The following is a 22,905-nucleotide window of genomic DNA, read 5'->3' on the forward strand; positions in this document are numbered from 1 at the left end:
TATCTTCAATCTTTAAATTATTTCAACATATCTGTTAAGTAGGGCAGCATTGCTAAATGACGAGCTCTTTTTACGGCTCTGGCCACTTTGCGTTGGTATTTCAACGAAGTACCAGTGATACGACGTGGAAGAATACGACCTTGCTCATTCAAGAATTTTTTCAAAAACTCAGGATCTTTGTAATCCACGTATTTGATTTTGTTCTTTTTAAAGCGGCAATACTTTTTCTTTTTAATTTCAACTGACGGGGGAGTCAGGTACCTGATTTCACTTTGATTGTTAGCCATAGCTTATTTCTCCTTTTCAGTTTTAGCTTTCAAGTTATTTCTTCTCTTCTCACTGTACTCAGCAGCATATTTATCCTGTCTGAAAGTCAGGAAACGAATGATACGCTCGTCGCGTCTGTACTGGGTTTCTAACTTCTCAATCAAAGAAGGCTCAGCCTTGAATTCGATCAAGTGATAAAAACCGGTGCTCTTTTTCTGAATGGGATAAGCTAATTTGCGTAATCCCCAGTCCTCTTCATTGACAATCTCGCCACCGTCTTGGGTGATGATGTCTCTGAACTTACTTACCGCTTCCTTTATCTGTACGTCAGATAAAACGGGAGTTGCAATGAAAACGGTTTCATACTGGTTTTTCATAAAACATCTAATTTATTAAACATTAAAATTCTATAATCCATAAAATATGGACGCGCAAAATTAGAAATTATTTGTGAGTATACAAAGCATTTTTGCGATTGATTTAATGGGGCTAGTTTCTTGTTGGCGAGCTGGTTTTAGATTGTTCGGACATCCTGAAAACTACCACTTTCCATTTTTCTTATTTTTTCAATCGCATCCGCAATTTTTTGAGCGGCTTTTTTGCCATCAGGCATTTGGTCGGTACCCTTGGCTTTTTTCAGTCGTTTTACAACCGGAAACGCCTCCTCATCGGGCAAGTTGTAGATGTAATCTTGCATGCCGGTATCAATTAAACCGGGAGCCAAAGCACAAAAGTGTGTGTCCGGAAACTCCTTGGAATAAAGGCTAATCAACATATTCAATGTTGCTTTTGACAGGGAGTAGGCATTCCAGCCACGTGCTCCGCTTACCGAAGCCCCAGAAGAAATGGCTACTACCTGCCTGACCTCAGCAACCTGGTCGGCTAATACATCAATTAAAACTTTGTTGGCCCACACGTTAACATCCATTACATGTTTAATTTCGTCCAGCCGGGTGTTGTGCAAGTCTTTGATTTCATTTAAGATTCCGGCATTTAGGATGACCAAGTCAAAGGTGTCGATCAATTCAATGAAGCCGGCTAATCGGTCTGGGGTTTCTTCCAGTTTTGATAAGTCATGGGCGAGAAAGTGAAACTGAGGATGAGCCTCCAGTTCGGGGTTGCCCTTACGGCTGATGCCATAGACTTGCCATCCTGCATTGAGGTAGTGTTTGGCTAAACCATCTCCCAATCCAGAACTTGTTCCGGTAATCAATACATTCATGTGCATTTATTTTTTTAGTTAAAAGAATTAACCGCCATCAAAGATAGTTGTTGCGGTGAAAACTGAAGACCTATTTAAACGAGGATTTTTGCTGCCAGGTCGATTGCCAGTAGCGACGTGCGTATAAAGTGAAATGAAGAGCTCGTGCCAGGGCGAATCCTTTCGATGTGCTTTCATGGTTTAATAATTGATTGTCTTACTGGAAGGAATCCGCAATTCCTATTCCTGAAAAGCCATTGACTTATTCGGTAGCGCTGAAACAGGCATAATCCCACGTTACCGATTAGAAGATAGAGATGAAGGACAGTCTGAAAATCTAGCCAGCCATGTGGAAGTTATCGGAAAACTGTGGAATAACGTCACACTTGAAGCAGAATGATTTTTTGAAATACGAATTAAAATACGACCTATGCGTAACATCAAGAGAGACCTTAAAGAAGCACTGAATAAGCCGAAGCAAATTGATGAGATTCTGAAAGAGCAGATTGAAATGGCTATGCATGAGCATAATCGATCCAGCCAGGATTTGTTTCTTTCGGCTATTTCTGCAGGATTAGACGTTGGTTTTAGTGTTTTTCTGATGGCTGTGGTTTACAGCTTGTTTCAGGGAGTTGTCCATCCATCGGTGTTGCATGTACTTTTGGCTTTTGCTTATCCGCTGGGGTTTATTTTTGTGGTGGTCGGCAAGTCTGAGTTGTTCACAGAGCATACTACGCTGGCCGTTATTCCTGTGTTGAATAACGACGTTTCCATAAAAAGCTTGATGCTTTTGTGGACGATTGTTTACGTTGGTAACCTTTTGGGCGGCTACGCTTTTAGTTCGATTTTATCGGTTTTGCCATCCGCTTTTGAGGTAATCAGTTTAAATGCCTTTGAAGCCTTGGCGCAAAAGCTCATTGACTTTCCTTGGTACATCATTTTGCTGAGTGGATTGTTAGCGGGCTGGCTTATGGGCTTATTGTCGTGGCTTGTTACATCATCGCAGGAAACCATTTCCAGAATAATGATTATCGTATTAATTACTTCCGTTATTGGAATGGGAGGTTTACATCACTCCATTGTTGGGTCGATTGAGGTTTTTACTGCCGTATTGACTAGTGAGTCAATCAGCCTGGCCGATTACGGCTGGGTTCAGCTATGGTCTACCTTGGGCAATATCGTCGGTGGGGTGGTGTTTGTTGCTTTCGTAAAATTTAGTCACGTCAACCCACGCAACAAGCATTTGGGCAGTAGCTGATTGTGTTTATCCCTACAGTTGAGTTTTACCTTAGTATATTTAGCGTTGTTATAAATAATAATGCTTGATTGGTTTTAAGTTCTCATCCAATTCATAAACCAAGGGTCTCCCGGTAGGAATTTCAAGGGAGGGGATCTCGTTATCCATGATGTTGTCCAAATGTTTGATGAGTGCCCTTAAACTGTTACCGTGAGCAGCAATTAATACGTTTTTGCCACTTTTTATTGCCGGGGCAATTTCGCGGTGCCAGTAGGGTAAAAAGCGGAGGTAAGTATCTTCCAGACTTTCACCCAGAGGCAGCTCGTTTTTAGGTACATTGCGGTAACGCCGGTGGTTGCAGGGCGAAATCGGGTCATTGCCATCAAGCAGCGGTGGCTTAGTTTTGTAACTGCGTCGCCACTGGTGGACTTGTTCGTCGCCATGTTTTAGGGCCATTTGTTTTTTATTGAGGCCTTGTAAAGCCCCATAGTGGCGCTCATTCAGCCGCCAGGATTTCTCCCATGGTATCCAAAGTTGATCCAGGGCTTCCAAAGTGTACCACAATGTTTGAATGGCTCTTTTTAAAAGGGAGGTGTAGGCCATGTCGAATTGAAAATGATTTACACTGAGTGTTATGCCTGCATTTTGAGCTTCGTAGATACCATGTTCAGACAACGAAACGTCTACCCACCCAGTAAATAAATTCTGTCTGCTCCACTCGCTTTCTCCGTGCCGTAATAAAACTAGTTTGTGCATGATTGATCTGATTTAGTATTCATTTTTCCTATTTATTGTTTTTGCAAGTCAGCAAAAATATTTGTGCTGGCGTTTTTTTACGTAGTCGGATCGCGTAACTCTGCAGGAATGAATTAGAAGTATTATGGCCACGATGAAAAAGCGAAGCGCCAGCAAGTTGCGTCTCTTTCAAATATACTGCATTTGATGGCTTAAAGTTTCCAAGCGCACGATAACACAGCATGCTCTGTTTTAATATTTGCTTGGGGCAGAATCGAAGCTTTCCTCTGTTTTGGGGGTATTGTCTGCATAGCGCTTGGATTCTTCATCGTCTTTGTCTCTTATTTTTCGTTCATGGCTTCAATCATCTCTTTGCTTACCAAGTCTTTTTTCTTGCTTGAGGGGCGTAATATCAATCGTATACCGCGGTCGTAGGTTAAGTAATTCCACGACCAGTTGGCAAACACAACGGCCTTACTTCTAAAGCCAATCAGGAACAGTAGGTGTACCAGCATCCAGATCATCCAGCCGATAATACCACTTAGTTTGATGTTCCCCGGAAGATCGGCTACTGCTTTGTTACGGCCAATGGTTGCCAGAGCCCCTTTGTTGGTGTATTGAAAGGCCTTAAATGGTTTGTTGTCTGAAAGGCGGTTTAAGTTTTCGGCAAGCTGTTCGCCTTGCTGAATGGCAACCTGAGCCAATCCGGGTAAGCCGGTGGGGTAATCCTCATGAAGCATGTGCATGACATCGCCAATAGCAAACAAATGGTTGTATGCTTCATTAGTGTCCTTGTCTTTTATGATATGGTTGGTCTCGTTTACCAGTAGCTGACCTTTGTGAATACTTTTTTCGTCAAAGCCGTCCACTAGGTTGCCTTTTACACCGGCAGCCCAGATGAGCGTTCCGGTTCGAATTTCTTGCCCATTGCTGAGTTTTACGACAATGCGGTCATAGTCATCGGTGAGTGTGTTTAAGCTGATGTTGACGCCCATTTTTTTCAGGTAGTTGTAAGCCCGCTTGCCCGACTGCTCCGACATGGCGGGAAGCACCCGATCCTGCCCCTCAATTAAGTGAATTTGCATGCTGCCCACATTGAGTTGAGGATAATCTTTGGGTAAAACATTGTTTTTTAGCTCGGCAAGAGCTCCGCACACTTCAACACCTGTGGGACCGGCACCTACAACCACAAAAGTCATCAGGCGCTCTTTGTCTTTGGGATTGGTTAGAATCTCGGACTTTTCAAATTGTTGAAAAATATGGCTTCGTAAATCCAGCGCATGAGTCACTTGCTTGAGCGGAAAGGCGTGCTTGGCAATGTTCTTATTGCCAAAATAGTTGATTTGTGCACCCGTTGCTACTACCAGGTAGTCAAAACTCAAATTTCCGGCAACGGTTTCTAAAACTTTATTTTCCGGGTCAATACGATTAACCTTCAGCATCCTAAAATAGGTGTCGGGTTTTTGCTTGATAACTTTTCGCAGCGGACCCGCGATCGAATCCGGCTCCAGTCCGGCAGTGGCAACCTGGTAAAGCAGCGGCTGAAAGGTATGGTAGTTATAGCGGTCAAGCAAAACCACCTGAAATTTGTCGGAGTTCAGCTTGCGCAATAGTCGAATACCTCCAAACCCGCCTCCAATGATGACTAAACGTGGTTTATTGCTATCCGGAATATTCACCGAGAATATATCATTCGTGTTTTTCATTGTTGTCTATTTACTATTAAGGAGAAGAGAAAAAATTGTTCCATTCTCAAACAACAAAATTTTCTCGTGTGGGTTTTAAAAGAAATAATAATTCAGATTGTTTTACACGGCCTCATTTTGGGCATCGTCAGAGAACGCTTAGGAGCAATCCCCTGAAAGTGCGGGTTTAAATAATTAAATAGTAGTGGATTGCTAGATATTGATTGGTATAACTTTCCCTATAGTTGACGAAAATTGAGGCTGCGTAATAATTGCCGGTTAGATGGATGTCGCTCTGAAAAGTTGCCTGGCAGCTGGCTTCTGTGTAGATTAGTTACACGCTTATCCCGGAAATCTCGCAATCATTTCTTTGCTTTAAAAAGACAATTTAATATTTTCTTATTCGTAGCTATCTGTCAGTAATCCCGGTAACGAATTGAGGGGTTGGTGGAGGTGGGAAGCAAAATTTTATTGTCTGAACAATCAAATAGTAATTTTTACAAATTATATTTGAGGCTTACTTTCTTCTTTGGAGATAGGAGAAGTTGAATTCAGTAAGAGAAATTAGAGATGGTTAGCAGCAACAGGATTCGGTTAAAGGGTGGTGAACGACTGGACGTTCAGGATTTCTTTTACGACACGTACGCTGGGTTTACTTCATTCGCATCAAAGTATATTGCAGATGTGGCTATTTGTGAAGACATTGTTCAGGATGTCTTTTTAGCTTTTTATGAGAAACCCCGAAGCTTTGAGAATTTATTTCAGGTTAAATCCTTTTTCTACACTTCCATACGCAATCATTGTTTGGATCACCTTAAGCATCAAAAAGTAAAAGACAAGTATAAAGAGTTTCAGCTCAAAGAGGACGTTGAGGTTGATTTCTTTTTTGCCGAAATTTTACGCGTTGAGGCTTTTAACTTAGTCTATAAGGAGGTTAATAAACTGCCCGATGCGATGAAACAAGTTCTGCTTTTGGCCCTGAAGGATTATTCGAACAGTGAGATTGCCGAACAGGTGGGAATTGCCGTTAGCACTGTCAAAACGCATAAAGCCCGGGCGTATAAAATACTTCGAAAAAATCTGGATAGCTTAATGCTGTTTTTTATCTCCTGGCTAAGAGGTAAATAGCCAATTCCGGAACTTCACACTTAATTTTTTTTACTTCTCTTGTAGTCCTTTTATTTTCCGATGTCGTTGTAGGTAGCGTAATCAGAATATTGAAGTTTAGTTTTATTCAGGTGTAAAAGCATGAAATTAAAGGACGCGATAAAAAAAGGCATTTTTCTGGGTAAATATATCACCGGAAAAGAGAGCAGGGAGGAAGAACTTGACCTGAAGAATTGGGTAGGAGAGGATCCTGCAAACAAACAGCTGTTTGATCAGCTAACCAGTCGGTCAGGTATTGCCAGTCAAGTTGAGGCATACGACAATGTTAATACGCCAAGAGCATGGAATAAGTATGCCGAAAGACTGCGACGCTATCAACTCGAGAAGAGCCTGGGTCGTTGGCGTATTGCTGCCATCCTGTTTTTCGTTATTGGGATTGGAGGACTGGTTGGTAATTCAATGGTTGATTTTATTTTTAAACAAACGCCTGAAAACTACACAACAATTACGGCCAGCAATGGTCAAAGCTCCATGATTACCTTGCCCGACCAATCTACGGTTTGGCTAAACGGAGGTACAACATTAACCTACAACACCGCATTTTTCTCTCAAAACCGGGAAGTCCGGCTGGATGGAGAAGCTTTCTTCCAGGTTACCAAACAGACTGCACATCCTTTTGTGGTGCAATGCAACGAGTTGAATGTTCGGGTCTTAGGAACTTCTTTTAATGTCCGAAGTTATGCTGAAGACGAAATGATAAGTGTAGTGCTGGAAGAAGGGGCGGTTGAACTTAATACGAAAAAGGGAAACTCGCGGAATTACCATCTAAAGCCCGGAGAAAAAGCTGATTACAGCAGAATAAAGAAGGAGTTGAGCATTCACGAAGTAGAAACTTCTCAGTATACATCGTGGAAAAAAGGATTACTCATTTTCAGCGATGCCACCATGAGTGAGGTGGTCAAAAAGCTGGAGCGTTGGTATAATGTCACCATTGAAGTCAAAAATCCACAAATCAACAACCTGTTATTCAATGCAACGATTCTGCATGAAGACATTGAGGATATCATGGAACTGATCAAATTCAGCTGCGCCATCAATTACGATATTGTTTTAAGTAACGACCCCGATACCCCAATTCAAATAACAATGTACTAATACTTAAATTAATTTGCTTATGTGAAAAAGAAGAGACAACAAAAAGGAGATGCGCCAACACCTCCTCTTGATTTCGTAGTGCCTTTAGCTTTTGAACGAACAAAAGGCATCACTCAATTTGAATTATTATTCCAAATCGTAACAAATTTATGAAAAAAAAAGAATTTTTACCGATCCCGGAAAGACGAAGTTTCTGGGCATCTAAACCGTGCAAGGTAATGAGAACAATGCTGATATTGCTTTTCATTTTTATTGGTCAAACATTTGCCATCGATTCGTTTTCACAAAACAATCGGTTAAGCCTCAAGATGGCTGATGTGTCCATTAGAAATGTGTTGAATGAAATTGAAAATCAAACGGACTACTACTTCATGTATGAAGCTAGTAAGGTGGATGTTAACAAGAAAACTCAGATTGCTGTCAATAACAGAACAATTGAAGAAGTCCTGGATGAGTTGTTTCTTGATTCAGACATTATTTACATCATCAATAACCGCCAAATAGCCCTAAGTACAGAAAAGGCCTGGTTATCTACTCAACAATCCAAAGAGATTTCAGGGGTTGTTACTGATGGAGCAGGCTTACCTTTACCCGGTGTAACGGTTATGGTGAAAGGAACGACTACCGGAACAATTACCAATGATGCCGGAGAGTATACGCTAAAAGAAGTAAGCCCTGGAGTAACTTTGATGTTTTCCTTTGTTGGGATGCGGAGTTACGAAACCATTGTTGGGTCAAACGCTGTTGTTAATGTCATTCTGGAAGAAGAAACCTTTGGAATTGAAGAGGTTATTGCCGTTGGTTATGGCGTGCAAAAGAAGGTAAATCTGACAGGTGCGGTGGAACAGGTTACCTCCGAAATATTGGAAGATCGTCCGGTGGCCAACGTTCAGCAAGCCATTCAAGGGGTTTTACCGAGTATGAACTTTTCAGTTGGTAGTACAGGAGGAGAGCCTGGCTCATCCATGGCTATGAATATTCGGGGAGTAGGTTCATTGGATGGAACCGATGCTCCTTATATTCTTGTTGATGGTGTTCCTGTTAACAGTATTAACGATATCAACCCCAATGATATTGAGAGTATTTCAGTACTTAAAGATGCTGCTTCGGCTGCTATTTATGGAGCACGTGCAGCGTACGGTGTGGTGTTGATTACTACCAAAGGAGGTAAGGAGGGAGTGCATGTAAGTTATTCAAATGTATTTACTTACTCTGCACCGCTCAAATTGCCTGAAATGATGAATTCGCTGGAATTTGCCAATTACTTTAATCAGGCCGGCTTGAATGACGGTGATTCTGCTCCTGTTTTTTCTGATGAAATTATGGGGCGTATTGAGCAATACATGAAAGATCCTACCAGTATTGATGGGACATTTCCTGAGCCAGGAAATCCGGACAGATGGGGGGCTTATATGACTGCCAATGCCAACACCAACTGGTTTGATGTATTTTATAAAGACTGGACACCGCGTCAGACACATACCGTTAGTGTTTCAGGAAAAAAAGACAAAGTTGACTATTACGTTTCAGGCGGTTTTTACGATGAGAAAGGCCTGTTGAAATACGGAGATGATGAGTATAAGCGTTACACGATGAACTCGAAAGTTTCAAGCGAGGTAAACAGTTACTTGTCGCTTCGGGCTAATGTTAAGTATACTCGCGGCGTTACAGATCGTCCTAGTTATGACCGATATTTATTCTATCATAATATTGCTCGCCGGTGGCCTACTAACCCTTTGTACACGCCTGATGGAGATTATCATCAAAGTTCGGAGATTCCTTACCTGTTGTCCGGAAGAAGCAACAGCACGTCGGACAACTTCCTGATTTCAACGGGAGCCATTCTGGAGCCGATCAAAGATTGGAAAATTAATTTTGACTATAACTGGACTGTTCAAAGCAATATTGGTAACAACCACTATGGATCTGTTATTTTGCATGGACCGGAAGGAGTTACTTATACGGAACGCCCTAATACCAGTTATTCTGCCAGCGCCAGTAAGAAAACGTATTCCTCTCCGAATATTTACAGTTCTTATGAAAAGGAATTTGACTCAGGACATACATTTAAAGTGTTGACTGGTTTTCAGCAGGAATTGGAACAGTACGAATGGTTGTATGCTTCAAAACAAGGGTTGATCACAGATGAAGTTCCTTCAATCAGCACAGCAACAAGCGAGCAGGATGATGTAGGTGACAGCAAATGGCATTGGGCAACCCGTGGATTTTTTGGCCGTTTGAATTATAACTTTGAAGAGAAATACCTGCTAGAGGTGAATGCGCGTTACGATGGTTCTTCAAAATTTCCGGGAGATGAGCGTTGGGGACTATTCCCATCGGTATCGGTAGGGTATAATCTGGCCCGTGAGGACTTCTTCAATGTTGAGCAAATTGATATATTAAAAATCCGCGGATCGTGGGGAGCTTTGGGTAATCAGCTTGGAAATAAGAATGAATACCTTTACCTGTATGTTCCCACAATTCCGGTTAGTACCAATAACTGGTGGATTATGGGAGATAGCAGACCAAACTATGCTTCTTTACCTGGATTGATCAGTCCGACACTTACTTGGGCAAAAGTGAAAACCAAAAACGTTGGAGTTGATTGGGGAATCTTTAACAACCAACTTACCGGTTCATTGGATGTTTTTGAGCGCTATACCAGCGACCTGCCTGGACCAGCAGAAGCCTTGCCTGGAGTTCTGGGAACAAGTGTTCCAAAAATTAATAATACTGAGTTGCAAACCAATGGATTTGAGTTGGTGATTGGCTGGGAAGATAAAATCAATGACTTCTCTTACCACGCTAAAGCCACACTTTCAAATGCCAAAACCAAAGTAGCGAAGTACCGCAATCCAACCGGAATTTTAACAACCTATTATGAAGGGCAGGAACTAGGCGAAATTTGGGGATATGTTACGGAAGGCATTGCTCAGGATGATGCCGCTTTTGATGATTGGTATGATCAGTCGAAGATTAGCGGACAGGAGTGGAGAGCTGGTGATATTATGTACCAGGATCTGAATGATGACGGAGTGATTGACTGGGGAGACAACACTGTCGAAAATCCGGGAGACAAGAAGATTATTGGAAACAGTACGCCTCAGTATCAGTTTGCTCTTTCAGCAGGAGGAAAATGGAAAGGAATTGATTTCTCCATGCTTTGGACAGGTGTTGCTAAACGTGACCTGGCGATTGGCGGTTCTTATTTCTGGGGCGGTACCGGAGGTGTCTGGCAATCGGCTGGGTTTAAGGCTCACCTGGATTACTGGTCTGAAGACAATCCTGATGCATATTATCCGCGTCCTTATTTGACCAATGGTGGTAAAAACCAGCAAGTTCAAACGCGTTACCTGCAAAATGGCGCTTATTTAAGATTGAAGAATGTTCAACTGGGCTATACATTGCCGGAAATGTTTGTGAAAAAGTTGCAGTTATCCAAAGTACGCTTCTATGTTACCGGAGAAAACCTGTTCGTTCTAACGGACTTGATTGATATTTTCGATCCGGAAACGACTGGTGGTTCCTGGGGAGCTGGTAAAATTTATCCGTTACAGAAAAGTTTTGCCTTTGGAATGAATGTATCCTTTTAATTTTGAAAAATCAGATTATTATGAGAAGAATTAGAATATATATATGTTTGGCTGTAGCGGTTATGGCACTCATGTCATCATGTAACGAAAATTATTTAGATCGTTATCCGCTGGATGAGATTGCCCCGCAAACATTCTGGAAAACACCCAACGATTTGAAATTGTATGCCAATAGCTTTTATGGTGCTTTTCCGGTTCACAGTGGTTGGAGTGGTGGAATCTTTTGGTTCGATAATAATAGTGACAACATGATTCCCGGAACTTATAACAGCCGTTTGGCTGGTAACTGGACCATCCCTTCATCAGGTGGTGGCTGGAGTTGGGGGAGCATTCGTTCGGTAAATTATTTCCTGAATAATTTGTCTACCGTTGAAGGCGATCAGACTTTAATTGACAACTACGCAGGTGAAGGATATTTTTTCAGAGCACTGCATTATTTTAACATGGTACAGACATTTGGAGATGTGCCTTTTTACAGCAAACCCTTATCGACTGATTCAGAGGAGCTTTATATGGCCCGCACTCCTCGTAAGGCTGTTGTTGATTCTATTATCAAGGATTTGGATGTTGCCATTACTAAACTTCCGGCTGTGGATAAAGCAGAAGCTTTCCGTGTTAACAAAGATGTTGCGCTGGCTCTGAAAGCACGTATTTGCCTTTTCGAAGGAACATGGGAAAAATACCATGCCGGAACAGCTTTCGAAGTGGCGGGATTTGATGGCAGTGAATACCTGGAGTTAGCTGCTCAGACTGCAAAACGGATTATCGATGAAGGCCATTATGCATTGTACAACAGTGGCGATGTGAACGATACGTACTACTCTCTGTTTAACCAGGTTGATTTGTCGGCCAATAGTGAGGTAATCTTCTGGAAAAAGTATGACGTTGATTTGGGCGTAACTCACAATGTTCATCGTTACATCCCCCGCATTGGTGGAAATACCGGCTTGTCAAAATCATTGATCGATAGCTACCTGGCTACTGACGGATTACCAATCTCACAAAGTGACTTATATGCTGGCGAAGGAAGTTTGGAAGATGTTGCTGCCAATCGTGACCCACGCCTGGCACAAACGCTTTACTTGCCCGGAGCTGCCAAAGAAATCAAAAATGGCGAGTTGACTGTTGTTTTTGAAAAACCTGACCTGGATTTAACCGGAAGTGCACGAAATACCAGTGGTTTTCAGTTGAGAAAAGGCGGGAGTCCAGACTTCGAACAGCAAAAGGCCGGAGGAATTGGAACCACAGCAGCAATCATCTATCGCTATGCTGAAATCCTTTTGATTTATGCGGAAGCCAAAGCTGAGCTGGGAACAATTACTCAGGCTGACCTGGATCTGACCGTGAATCAACTGCGTGATCGTGTAAACATGCCACACCTGCAATTGGCTAATATTGCTAATGATCCAAACTGGCAATTCCCGGCATTGAGTCCGATTATCAATGAAATCAGAAGAGAGCGGAGAGTTGAATTGGCCTGCGAAGGTTTCCGTTTTGACGACTTGATGCGTTGGCGTGCACACGAGCTTTTTGTTGGAAAACGCCTGAAAGGGTTCAAATTTATTGGAAGCGACTTGGAGAATGAATATAATATTGTGATTGGTGAAACCTTGCTGGTTGATGGCGATGGCTACATTGATCCTTATCTGAAAGTAATTCCTTCAGGTTATCAGTTTAAACCTGAGCGCGATTATCTTAACCCAATTCCTACTAACGAATTGACGCTTAATCCTGCACTGGAGCAAAACCCGGGCTGGGATAAGTAAATCTTCAAAGCTAAGGAGGGCTTTTAAGTCCTCTTTAGTTTATAGGTATTATTGCTTGATAGTAATTTAACCTGTATTGATGATTAGATAGGGGTGGAGTCAGTATTGTTTGGTTGAGCAAACGATACCGGAATTAAGGAGGAGCTCTTTAGACTCATCCTTTTGCTATGTTTAATAATCTATATTGAAATGGTTGATTAATTCTAAATAGATAAACAAATGTATCCTAAACAAAACAGGTCGATTATAGATTGCTTCTTGAAATTGCGAAAGCAGGCAATCAAAGGGATATTCTTGATTGGAAGTCTCTTTTTTAGCTCCTTCGCAATTCAGGGCCAGACTATTCTGCCCACCCCTTTTAAAGTTGAAAAAACGGCTGGTTCCTTTCGCATTGGAAATAAGCTAACAATAGCCTGTGCCAGCCAGCAGCAAGAGGAGGCCAATTATTTAATCCAACGGCTCCAAAACAATGTCCGGATAGAAAAAGCGAATGAAAGAAAAGCCGATATTCATTTGCAGGTTGCTGCGCTTCCCAACAACTTGGGTGATGAAGCTTACCAACTCTTGGTGTCCGGAAAACAAATTAAAGTAACTGCCAACACTTCCACCGGCCTTTTTTATGGCATTCAAAGCTTACTGCAACTTCTTCCGAAGGAAATACAGGCCGGAAAATCGATTACGTTGGCCGGCTATCGTATTCCCGGAATAAAAGTTACCGACTCACCCAAATATGCCTGGCGCAGTTTCATGCTCGACTCAGGCCGGCAGTACCAAAGGCCAGAATTTATCAAGCGTTACCTGGATCACATGGCCATGCTGAAAATGAATGTTTTTCATTGGCACCTGACTGAGGGACAAGGCTGGCGTGTTGAAATTAAGAAATATCCCAAGCTAACCGTGATTGGATCGAAGGTGGCTGAAGGAAAAGAACAGCAAGGGTTTTATACTCAGGAAGAAATTAAAGATATTGTTGCTTATGCCCGCAAGTTGCACATAACCGTTGTTCCTGAAATCGATGTTCCCGGGCACTCGGAGGCTGCCTTAACAGCCTACCCGGAACTGAGCTGCTTCGGTGAGGCTCCCAAAACAGTGATGGGTTTTTCAGACGTACTATATTGTGGGGGAAGGGAAGAAACCTACACTTTCCTTAAAAATGTGTTGGATGAAGTTTGTGAGTTGTTTCCATCGTCCTATATTCATTTGGGAGGGGACGAGGCTCCTAAGGGAAAGTGGAACAAATGTCCGGATTGTCAGGGGAAAATAGAAGAGGAAGGACTAAAGAACTCGCATGAACTACAAATGTATTTTTCATCCCGCCTGGCCAATTATATGAAAACAAAAAATAAAAAGGTTATCTTTTGGGGCGATGTAATTTACCAGGATGATTTTAAGTTACCGGACAACGTAATTGTTCATTGGTGGAACTGGCGGGGACATAAAGATTTGGCTTTAAAGAACGCTATTCGAAATGGACATCAGGTTATCGCCAATACCAATTATTACAGTTATTTAAATTTTCCGGTAAGCCCATGGTCAAACTACTTCGCTGACCGGACATTTGACATGCGCACGGTTTACGAAAATAATCCATCAGACATAAAAGAGCCTGATTCCTTGGTTTTAGGTATGGGATGTGCTTTATGGACGGACTGGTATGTGTGCGAACACATGGTTGATCGGCGGGTTTTCCCAAGGATATTTGCCTTGGCTGAACAAATGTGGAGCAGGGGAGAACGCATGCCATTTGATGCGTTCTATCGCGTTGTGAAAGAAAAGTATCCCGTGTTGAGGGAGAAGGGAATTGATATTGGTCCTGGCATGAAAGACGAAATTGAAGCTGATTTTAGCTGGGAATAACCAATAAAAAAGTTTTCCGGGGAAAGGCGCTGCTTTTTAGCGGTGATTTTCCTCGAACCATATAAAACAAAAAAAAAGTGAAATTAGGAAAAGCAAGTTCATACGGTTTATTGATGGTGCCTTTGGCCTTGGCTACAAGCTCTTGTGCTGAGCAGGAAAAGGTGCAGACTAAACCCAATATCATATTTATTTTAGCTGATGATTTAGGTTATGCCGAACTAGGGGCTTACGGTCAGCAAAAAATTAAAACACCCAATATTGACCAGCTGGCTTCTCAGGGAATTCGTTTCACTGACTTTTACTGCGGAAGCCCGGTTTGTGCACCATCACGAGGCGTTTTGCTTACCGGAAAACATACGGGGCATGCTTACGTGAGGAACAACGATGAGATGGGAGCCACAAAGAAGAACTGGGATTTCCGGGAAGTGATCAAGGATCCGGGGCTGGAAGGACAACGCCCAATTCCAGATACGATTGTGACGGTGGGAGAGTTAATGCAACAAGCTGGCTACCGCACGGCCTGCGTTGGAAAATGGGGATTGGGAGGCCCGCTAACTGAAGGACATCCGAATAAGCAGGGTTTTGACTTCTTCTATGGAGATATGTGTCAGCGGCAAGGGCATAATTATTACAACCTGCACTTATGGAAAAATGATCAACAAGTATTGTTAGATAATGAGTACACCCCGGTTTGGACTTCTTTAGACAAAGGGAGTGATCCGAATGATCCGGCCAGCTATAAAAAGTATACTTCCAAAGAATATGCTCCTGACCTGATGCTGGACGAATCACTACGGTTTATTGAGCAGAACAAAGCCAATCCGTTTTTCCTGTATTTTGCTCCAATCTTGCCACATGCACCACTGCAAGTGCCAGCTGATTCTGAATTCCTGAGCTACTACCAGGAGCAGTTTGATGACGAAGAACCTTACTTGGGGCAGAGAGGATACTTCCCGAACCGTACGCCGCACGCAACTTATGCAGCCATGGTTAGCTATTTGGATATGCAGGTTGGAAAACTGATTGACAAACTGAAGGAAGAGGGACTTTATGAAAATACAGTAATCATGTTTACCAGCGACAATGGCCCAACCTTCAACGGCGGAACAGACTCTCCGTTTTTCGATAGTGCTAAACCTTTTAAAAGCGAATGGGGTTGGGGAAAAGGCTTTCTGCGGGAAGGTGGAATCCGGGTTCCTTTAATTGTTTCATGGCCCGGAGTTGTTGCTCCCGGAACTCAAACAAAGCAGCCATTTGCCTTTTGGGATGTGATGCCCACATTAAATGAAATTGCCGGTCTCGAAACAACTGTGGAGACTGATGGTATCAGCTTTTTGCCTACACTAAAAGGAGAGGCACAAAGCGAAAAAGAATTTCTTTATTGGGAATTTCCGATGAAAGCCTATGGCGGACAACAAGCGGTACGAATGGGAGACTGGAAAGGCTATCGATCTCAAATGAATGATGGTAACTTAACGATTCAACTATTCAATCTGAAAGCAGATCCGCAGGAACAGCAGGACCTTGCTTCAGAGCACCCGGAAATTGTCGCACAGATTGAGAAGATTATGAAGCAGGAGCATGAGCGTTCTGAAGTTCATCCGTTTCCGGCAATTGACTAAGAATTGGTAATGCGATGAAACGAACCTAATAAAAAGCCCTTTCATACACAAAATTCTAACGATACGAGTTACATGAATTACCATCGAAACAAACAATTCTAAACGAATGAAAAAGAATTTTTTACTACTCATATTCTTCCTATTTCTGTTTTGCTTAAAAGGCAATACGCAGGATGTTGTCTCTTTGATAGATAAAAAGGATGCTGAGGTGGAATTTGAAGCCCGGTATTCTTCATCAGATCTTGAGGAAGCACAGGTTAAGCTCATTCCATATCCTGAAAAGGTTCGTTGGGGAGAAGGGGAAGCCCATCCTAAATCGTGGTATCCGGTTTTTCCAAAGGACTTCCCCAAAAATATTGTAGATGAGTTTTATGAGCTTTCCAATTTGCATTGGCTTGAAATCGACTGGACAAGTAATTTTTCGGTCCAGTTTGCTTATGATGAAAGCTTACAAAAGGAAGCCTATAAACTTGACGTTACTGATAATTTGGTACAAGTTGTAGCTTCAACAGAATCCGGGTTTTTTTATGCGCTGCAAACCTTGAGGCAGCTGATTCGGGAGAGTACGGATGAAGATGGGAAACTACTTCCATACTGCTCAATTGATGATCGCCCGGCGCACGCTGTGCGCGGTTTTATGCTTGATGTAGGACGTAATTTTCAAAGTTTATCCTCCTTGAAGGAGCTGATTGATGTCATGGCCTGGTACAAGTACAATACCTTTCATTGGCACTTGACGGATTATCCGGCCTGGCGTATTGAGAGTAAGCTTTATCCACAACTGACAGCAGCCGAAAATCATCGTCCAACGCGTGATCCGGGAATGTTTTATTCTTATGAGCAAATCCGCGAGTTAATCTGGTATGCCCGTAAAAAACAAATTCAGGTTATTCCCGAAATTGATATGCCCGGACATAGCACTTCTTTTACCAAGGCAATGGGTTTTAAAATGGAATCAGCAGAGGGAATGACTGCTTTGGAAGCGATTCTTCTTGAGTTTTTTGAAGAAATTCCTCAGGATATGGCTCCGGTCATTCATATTGGCTCTGATGAAATTCATATAAACAATCCCGAAGAGTTTATTAATCGCATGGTTGAGGTGGTTGAATCCAATAATCGACAGGCGATTGTTTGGAGCCCGGGCTTGGAAGGACCCAGAAGCGTGATTCGCCAAACCTGGGGGGGAGCTGTTCCGCCCAAAGGAGCCAACTTAAAAGAAATCGATTCCCGAAAGAGCTACATGAATGCAGGAGAGCCAATGTCGTTCATCCCAACTTTGTTTTTTCGGCCTTTGGGCAGAGGATCAGATAATGATATTTTAGGCGGAATTATTTGTCTTTGGCCCGATGTCAATTTACGATTCGAAAAAGACGCATTCTCCCAAAACCCGTTTTTTAGTGGCCTGCTAACTTACTCCTGGGCTTGCTGGACGGCTGATGTGAAAACAGCTCCGGAGAAATATATGCTTGTTTTGCCTCAGAAAGACACTGAAGCTTTCAAGTACTTTAAAGCTTTTGAGCGTTATTTACTCGATCATAAACAGCGCTATTTTCAGCATAAACCTTTCCCGTATTTGAAACAAACGGATAAATTCTGGAAGTTAGCTGGCCCCTTTGATGGCGATGAAGCTGACAAGGCATTTGCCGGAACAACGCAAAAGCTGGATAAATTTTTGAAACAAAAGCAGCTCAATTGGAAATTAGCCACAGGCAATACGCTTGTTCTGAAACAGCGGTGGTTGAAAGATGGTTATTTCCCTGAAGCGGAAGCCGGACAAACAGTGTATGCCCAAACTTACCTATACAGTGATCGCAATCAGGAAGTAGATACCTGGATCAATTTCGAAACACCTTTGCGGGCTAATCGTGTTTACTCTGGAATACCCCAAAATGGCTCATGGGATAATTGCGGTGGAAGCTTGTGGGTAAATGGAGTCGAGCTAAAGGGGCCGGAATGGGAGAATCCCGGGTGGCGTTCAAGTAAGCAAACGGGGTGGGGAACTCCTGATGAGCAAGAGATCCCGTGGGCTGATGAAGAGCTTTACTGGCTGCGTAAACCTGCAAAAGTGAACCTGAAACAAGGTTGGAATCGAATTGTGGTTAAGATTCCTTATAAAACGGATTTTCAGAACTGGATGTTTACATTTATTCCTTTGGATATGAAAGGGCTTAAGTTTTCTCCAGATCAATTGAAAGAATTTGAAAATTGAATGGAAGGAGTGGCTTTTCAAGATACTCATCCAAAAAGTACTTAATACTGAGGAAAAATAATAAGATAAGAATGACTAATTTAAAATCGATACAATAATGAAGAATCTATCTTTAATTGCCTTATTTTTTGTTTTGATTCTGGGGTGTTCAGCTCCCGGAAAAGTAGAGGCCCCCAAAACCTATGCGGAGGCGCCTGACCCTTCGGCCGATACCCTGACCGACTGGAGTGTGATTAAGCCGGGCTTGCATGCTACAATTGGTTCGATCGACAACCGGTACAATAAAAGTTTGATTCCGGACTTGGAGCCGAAAACCACTTGGAATGGATTTGCCTGGCGCAATGAAGTAATTTCGGCACAACTGGTTTTGTGGAATAATGAACCGGCAGGAATTGTGGAGTGCCAATTTTCTGATTTCAAATCAGCAGATGGGAAAACGTTGCCAGCAGAAATTGCTCAGGCCCGTTTTGTTCGTTACGTACTAACTGACGAGTTTGGCCCTGGATGTGGGTATCGCAAACCCGAAGATTTTATTGCCCTGACCAGGGCGGATGTACTTGACCCGCTTCCTGCTTTCGAAATGGAAGGCCAATCAACCCGGCCAGTTTGGCTTACGTTTGATGTTCCTGCCGATGCTACCCCCGGAACTTACACTTCCACCCTGCAAGTAAAGCTGGATGGTAAAAAACACAGTAAGTTCACATTTAAGCTTGAAGTGGGGGACCGCATTCTGCCAGAAGCGTCGGAATGGAAATTCCACCTGGATTTATGGCAAAACCCTTATGCTGTGGCTCGTGTGCATAATGTGGAACTGTGGTCTGCTGAGCACTGGGCTTTGCTAAAGCCACTGATGAAGATGCTGGCTGACGCCGGGCAGAAAGTGATTACAGCAACCTTAAATAACCGTCCGTGGGGAGGACAGACCGAAGACGCTTTTGGCTCCATGATTGCCTGGAATAAGCAGGCTGACGGAAGCTGGACTTACGACTACACCATCTTTGACCAGTGGGTACAATTCATGTTGGATCTGGGAATTGATAAGCAAATTAGCTGCTATTCAATGGTACCCTGGGGAAATGAGCTTTACTATTTTGATGTTGCCAGTGGGGAAGAAGTGAAAATTGTGGCTAAAGCCGGAACCAAAGAGTTTGAAGAAATATGGACTCCTTTCCTGAAAGATTTTCTCAATCACCTGGAACAAAAAGGATGGAAGGAAATTGCTTGTATGGCGATGGATGAACGGTCACCAGCCGAAATGAGCGCTACCATGAAGTTACTTAAAGAGCAAGCACCGGAGCTTGGTGTTGGCTTTGCAGACAATCATCATAATTACAAGAAATTCCCGGATCAACTGACCGATCTCAGCATTGCTTTTGGTGCCGAAATTGAACCAGAAATCAGGCAATACCGCAAAGATCAAGGGCATATTTCAACCTGGTATGTATGCTGTTCGGATGTTTTTCCAAATGTTTTTACTTTCTCAGAGCCTGCCGAAGCTGCATTTATTGGTTGGTACACCCTGGCTGCTGATTTCGATGGGTTCTTGCGTTGGGCCTATAACAGCTGGGTAAAAGACCCGTTGATTGACTCGCGTTTCCGGACCTGGCCTGCTGGCGATACTTACATTGTTTATCCTGATGCCCGTAGTTCAATCCGGTTCGAGCGTTTGCGTGAAGGTATTCAGGATGCTGAAAAAATCCGCTTGTTGCGCGAAGAATTTCAGAACAATTCATCGGCGGAGTCTCAAGACAAATTACGACGGTTGAATGAGCTGCTTTCACGCTGCAATGTTACCGCACGGCCTGCTGATTTTAACGAGTTGATGAAGGACGGTAAAGAAACATTGGAGAGCCTTTCTAAGTAGTTAGCTTTAGATAAACAGATGCTTGGATTGCCTGTTTTAAAATTGTTTCAAACTGACAATCTGAGCATCTGAATATGCCAGGTCTAATAACCAATAATCAGATCATGAAGAAACTTTCAGCAATAATTCTAACACTTTTATCGATCCTTTTGAGTGTATTCGTATCGAGGGCACAACTCAATGGGCGTGTGTTTGTCGATACGAATAACAATGGAAAAATGGATGCTGGTGAGCGTGGCGCAAAAGACTGTGTCGTGTCTGACGGACTCCATGTAGTAAAGACGGACAAGAAAGGGAATTTTAGTTTGCCCGGGTGGGAAAAACAACGTTTTGTGACCCTTTATCCCGCGGCCGATTTTACTTGTTTGCAGACCTATTTACCCGTAAAATCAGGTGTGCAGGACTATGTGTTTGCCATTAGCCCCCGCCAACGAAAGCAAGAAGCAAGTTTCGTCCATATTTCCGATACCGAAACCTTTGAATATCGGGATTGGGTGGATCAACTGAAGCAATATGCCCAGGTGCACCAGCCTGATTTTATCATTCATACTGGCGATATTTGCTACCAAAGTGGGATGGCCTGGCATGCAGAACATGTCAATCAGAAATCCTTTGGAGTGCCTGTTTATTATTGTTTGGGAAACCACGACATGATCAAAGGCGATTATGGTGAGCAATTTTTCGAACAGTGTTTTGGGCCGGCATGGTATGCTTTTGAAGAAGCAAACACCCTGTTCGTTGTCACACCGATGATGGGAGGAGACTACAAACCTTCCTTCAACCGGGAAGAAATTGGTACCTGGTTGAAAAACCTGCTGAAAGCTTATCCAGCAGAACAGTCCAAAATATTCTTCAACCACGATTTATTGACTAATGGTGAAACGTTTGACTTTAAAGTAAATGATCAGGAAGTAATCAGCCTGAATGAATCCAACCTGAAAGCTTGGCTGTATGGGCATTGGCATACCAACATGGCCAAAGAACACGGCACGTCAGGTGTGATGTCATATGGCACATCAACCTTGGCTGCCGGAGGTATCGATCATTCTCCATCAGGATTCCGGGTGGTTGATGTGGATGAGCAAGGAAACACCTCTTCGCATTTTAAGTGGACAAGCCTTAACCGGGAGATCAAAATAATCAGTCCACAAAAAGAAATTGCGGTTTTAACTGCTAATGGGCAGCTTCAGCTGGCTGCCAATATTTATCATACGGGTGTTGCGGTGGATAGTGTCCGCTATGCTATTTATGGTGATGAAGGTTTTAACTGGAACACATCGTTGGATGGAAGTCGGTGGAAACCAATGGCCCAAAAATCGGACTGGACCTGGGCGACAACATTAAAACCCGAAGAAAGCGACAACTATACCTTGGTGGTGAATGCTTTTTTGCATAGTGGCGAGATTCTCAATGCCAAGCATTCTTTTTCCGTATCAGATAAAAATGAGGAGGCCCGTGTGAATGGCCAATGGTTTAACCTGGCCGGAAATCCGGCTCACAGCCCAGTGGTTGATGAAGTGCATGGAATGCCTTACCAATTAAAGTGGACAACTAATATTGGAAGTAATATTTTCATGAGCTCTCCGGTTTTGTTTGAGGACGTTCTGGTTACTGCCAGCTTTGATGATGGCGATGCTCAAAATTGTTACCTGGTCGGAATGGATGCAACAACCGGAGTTGAGCGGTGGCGCTACCAGACTCAAAATAGTGTAAAAAATCAGCTAGTGGTGGCACAGGGAATTGCCATTGCTGTAGATATGTTGGGAGTAACTTACGCGGTTGATGTTTTAACCGGAAAACTTCGTTGGAAGCGTGATCTGAACCATAATCGCTTGCCGGGGATTGTCAACGGTATCGTGACCGATGGACAACTGGTTTATTCCGGTTTTGGGAAATCACTTTCTGCCTTAAACGTGTTGACGGGTAAGCCTCAATGGACAAATGAAGCATGGGGTGGTGGTAACGGAACAACGCCAACCATGACCATTGCTGACGATGTGTTGATTGCATCGAGCCAATGGGGGGCTATTTATGCCCACAACCGACACACGGGCGAATTACTTTGGAAACGAGGCGATGCAGGCTTGCGCTTTCGCGATGGCGTTTTGAGCTATAAAGATGGTTCGCTTTGGGTAAGCGGAAAGGGAACGGAGAAAGCGGTTCCTGGCATTTTGCACCAGTTGGAACTGAAAACCGGCAAAACAATTCAGACCTATGAAACAGGCATGCAACAAAGTGGAACATCAGCACCAATTATTTTGAAGGATCGTTTTATTATTGCTGGTTCTCATCCGGGAATTGCTGCTGTTAGCCGCGAAACAGGAGAACAGCTTTGGCGGTTCGAAGTCGAGTCGGCTTTGCTTTACACGCCTTCATATTATGCCGATCGTCAGCAGAGTATCGAATCGACGCCCTTGTTGATTGGCGATAAATTGGTTTTTGGCGCGATGGATGGTCGGGTTTATGCCTTGGATGCAACTAGCGGAAAACTATTGTGGAAAACGGAACTGGGAGCACCGGTGGTAACATCGGTAGCCGTGGATGGAAAAAGGTTTTATATCTGCGATTTTGCCGGAAATGTATATTGCTTCCAGGCAAACTAAAAAA

At 43.1% G+C, this 22,905-nt stretch carries 16 protein-coding genes; 11 read left to right on the plus strand and 5 right to left on the minus strand.

Going from position 1 to position 22,905, the window contains the following annotated elements:
- Positions 1 to 17: 17 nt before the first annotated feature.
- The 3 genes from rpsR to Q1A18_RS03280 all read right to left on the minus strand — a co-directional run bounded on the left by rpsR (position 18) and on the right by Q1A18_RS03280 (position 1,489).
- A complete protein-coding gene (gene rpsR / locus Q1A18_RS03270; RefSeq protein ID WP_299577335.1) occupies positions 18 to 287 on the minus strand; it encodes a 30S ribosomal protein S18 in 270 nt (89 codons plus the stop codon).
- Between the two features lie 3 nt (positions 288 to 290).
- The gene (gene rpsF, locus Q1A18_RS03275; RefSeq protein WP_299577337.1) at positions 291 to 644 is read right to left on the minus strand and encodes a 30S ribosomal protein S6; all 354 of its coding nucleotides are present in this window, start codon (positions 642 to 644) and stop codon (positions 291 to 293) included.
- Between the two features lie 137 nt (positions 645 to 781).
- Entirely contained in the window at positions 782 to 1,489 is a 708-nt protein-coding gene (locus tag Q1A18_RS03280; protein ID WP_299577339.1) for an SDR family NAD(P)-dependent oxidoreductase, read from the minus strand.
- A gap of 409 nt (positions 1,490 to 1,898) precedes the next feature.
- Here Q1A18_RS03280 and Q1A18_RS03285 point away from each other — a divergent pair, with 409 nt between their 5' ends.
- A complete protein-coding gene (locus tag Q1A18_RS03285) occupies positions 1,899 to 2,726 on the plus strand; it encodes a formate/nitrite transporter family protein (RefSeq protein WP_299577341.1) in 828 nt (275 codons plus the stop codon).
- Positions 2,727 to 2,774: 48 nt separating this feature from the next.
- On the opposite strand, the gene gpmA is transcribed toward Q1A18_RS03285, so the two are convergent.
- Together gpmA and Q1A18_RS03295 are read right to left on the minus strand one after the other, a co-directional pair.
- Positions 2,775 to 3,461 carry a 2,3-diphosphoglycerate-dependent phosphoglycerate mutase gene (gene gpmA, locus Q1A18_RS03290; RefSeq protein ID WP_299577344.1) on the minus strand — a complete coding sequence of 229 codons (687 nt, stop codon included), beginning with the start codon at positions 3,459 to 3,461 and terminating at the stop codon, positions 2,775 to 2,777.
- Between the two features lie 320 nt (positions 3,462 to 3,781).
- Positions 3,782 to 5,146, minus strand: coding sequence for an NAD(P)/FAD-dependent oxidoreductase (locus Q1A18_RS03295; protein ID WP_299577346.1), 1,365 nt, complete (start codon positions 5,144 to 5,146; stop codon positions 3,782 to 3,784).
- 549 nt (positions 5,147 to 5,695) lie between these two features.
- Between Q1A18_RS03295 and Q1A18_RS03300 the strand changes: the two genes are divergently transcribed.
- The 10 genes from Q1A18_RS03300 to Q1A18_RS03345 all read left to right on the plus strand — a co-directional run bounded on the left by Q1A18_RS03300 (position 5,696) and on the right by Q1A18_RS03345 (position 22,901).
- Entirely contained in the window at positions 5,696 to 6,253 is a 558-nt protein-coding gene (locus Q1A18_RS03300) for a sigma-70 family RNA polymerase sigma factor (RefSeq protein ID WP_299577348.1), read from the plus strand.
- A 120-nt stretch (positions 6,254 to 6,373) separates the two neighbouring features.
- On the plus strand, positions 6,374 to 7,387 hold the full coding sequence (locus Q1A18_RS03305) for a FecR family protein (RefSeq protein WP_299577350.1): 1,014 nt from the start codon (positions 6,374 to 6,376) through the stop codon (positions 7,385 to 7,387).
- A 21-nt stretch (positions 7,388 to 7,408) separates the two neighbouring features.
- Positions 7,409 to 7,540 (plus strand): hypothetical protein, encoded by a 132-nt coding sequence (locus Q1A18_RS03310; protein ID WP_299577352.1) that lies wholly within the window; start codon positions 7,409 to 7,411, stop codon positions 7,538 to 7,540.
- 65 nt (positions 7,541 to 7,605) lie between these two features.
- Positions 7,606 to 10,980 carry a TonB-dependent receptor gene (locus tag Q1A18_RS03315; RefSeq protein ID WP_299577354.1) on the plus strand — a complete coding sequence of 1,125 codons (3,375 nt, stop codon included), beginning with the start codon at positions 7,606 to 7,608 and terminating at the stop codon, positions 10,978 to 10,980.
- A 20-nt stretch (positions 10,981 to 11,000) separates the two neighbouring features.
- Complete coding sequence (locus Q1A18_RS03320) at positions 11,001 to 12,746, plus strand: RagB/SusD family nutrient uptake outer membrane protein (protein WP_299577356.1); 1,746 nt, start codon at positions 11,001 to 11,003, stop codon at positions 12,744 to 12,746.
- Between the two features lie 294 nt (positions 12,747 to 13,040).
- Positions 13,041 to 14,603 (plus strand): beta-N-acetylhexosaminidase, encoded by a 1,563-nt coding sequence (locus tag Q1A18_RS03325; RefSeq protein WP_299577358.1) that lies wholly within the window; start codon positions 13,041 to 13,043, stop codon positions 14,601 to 14,603.
- Between the two features lie 77 nt (positions 14,604 to 14,680).
- Positions 14,681 to 16,225 carry an arylsulfatase gene (locus tag Q1A18_RS03330; protein ID WP_299577360.1) on the plus strand — a complete coding sequence of 515 codons (1,545 nt, stop codon included), beginning with the start codon at positions 14,681 to 14,683 and terminating at the stop codon, positions 16,223 to 16,225.
- Positions 16,226 to 16,331: 106 nt separating this feature from the next.
- Positions 16,332 to 18,434 (plus strand): family 20 glycosylhydrolase, encoded by a 2,103-nt coding sequence (locus Q1A18_RS03335; protein ID WP_299577362.1) that lies wholly within the window; start codon positions 16,332 to 16,334, stop codon positions 18,432 to 18,434.
- A 97-nt stretch (positions 18,435 to 18,531) separates the two neighbouring features.
- A complete protein-coding gene (locus tag Q1A18_RS03340) occupies positions 18,532 to 20,298 on the plus strand; it encodes a glycoside hydrolase domain-containing protein (protein WP_299577364.1) in 1,767 nt (588 codons plus the stop codon).
- 104 nt (positions 20,299 to 20,402) lie between these two features.
- Positions 20,403 to 22,901 (plus strand): PQQ-binding-like beta-propeller repeat protein, encoded by a 2,499-nt coding sequence (locus Q1A18_RS03345; protein ID WP_299577366.1) that lies wholly within the window; start codon positions 20,403 to 20,405, stop codon positions 22,899 to 22,901.
- Positions 22,902 to 22,905 lie beyond the last annotated feature (4 nt).

This window comes from uncultured Sunxiuqinia sp. (assembly GCF_947495665.1).
In the GTDB taxonomy this organism is placed as follows: domain Bacteria; phylum Bacteroidota; class Bacteroidia; order Bacteroidales; family Prolixibacteraceae; genus Sunxiuqinia; species Sunxiuqinia rutila.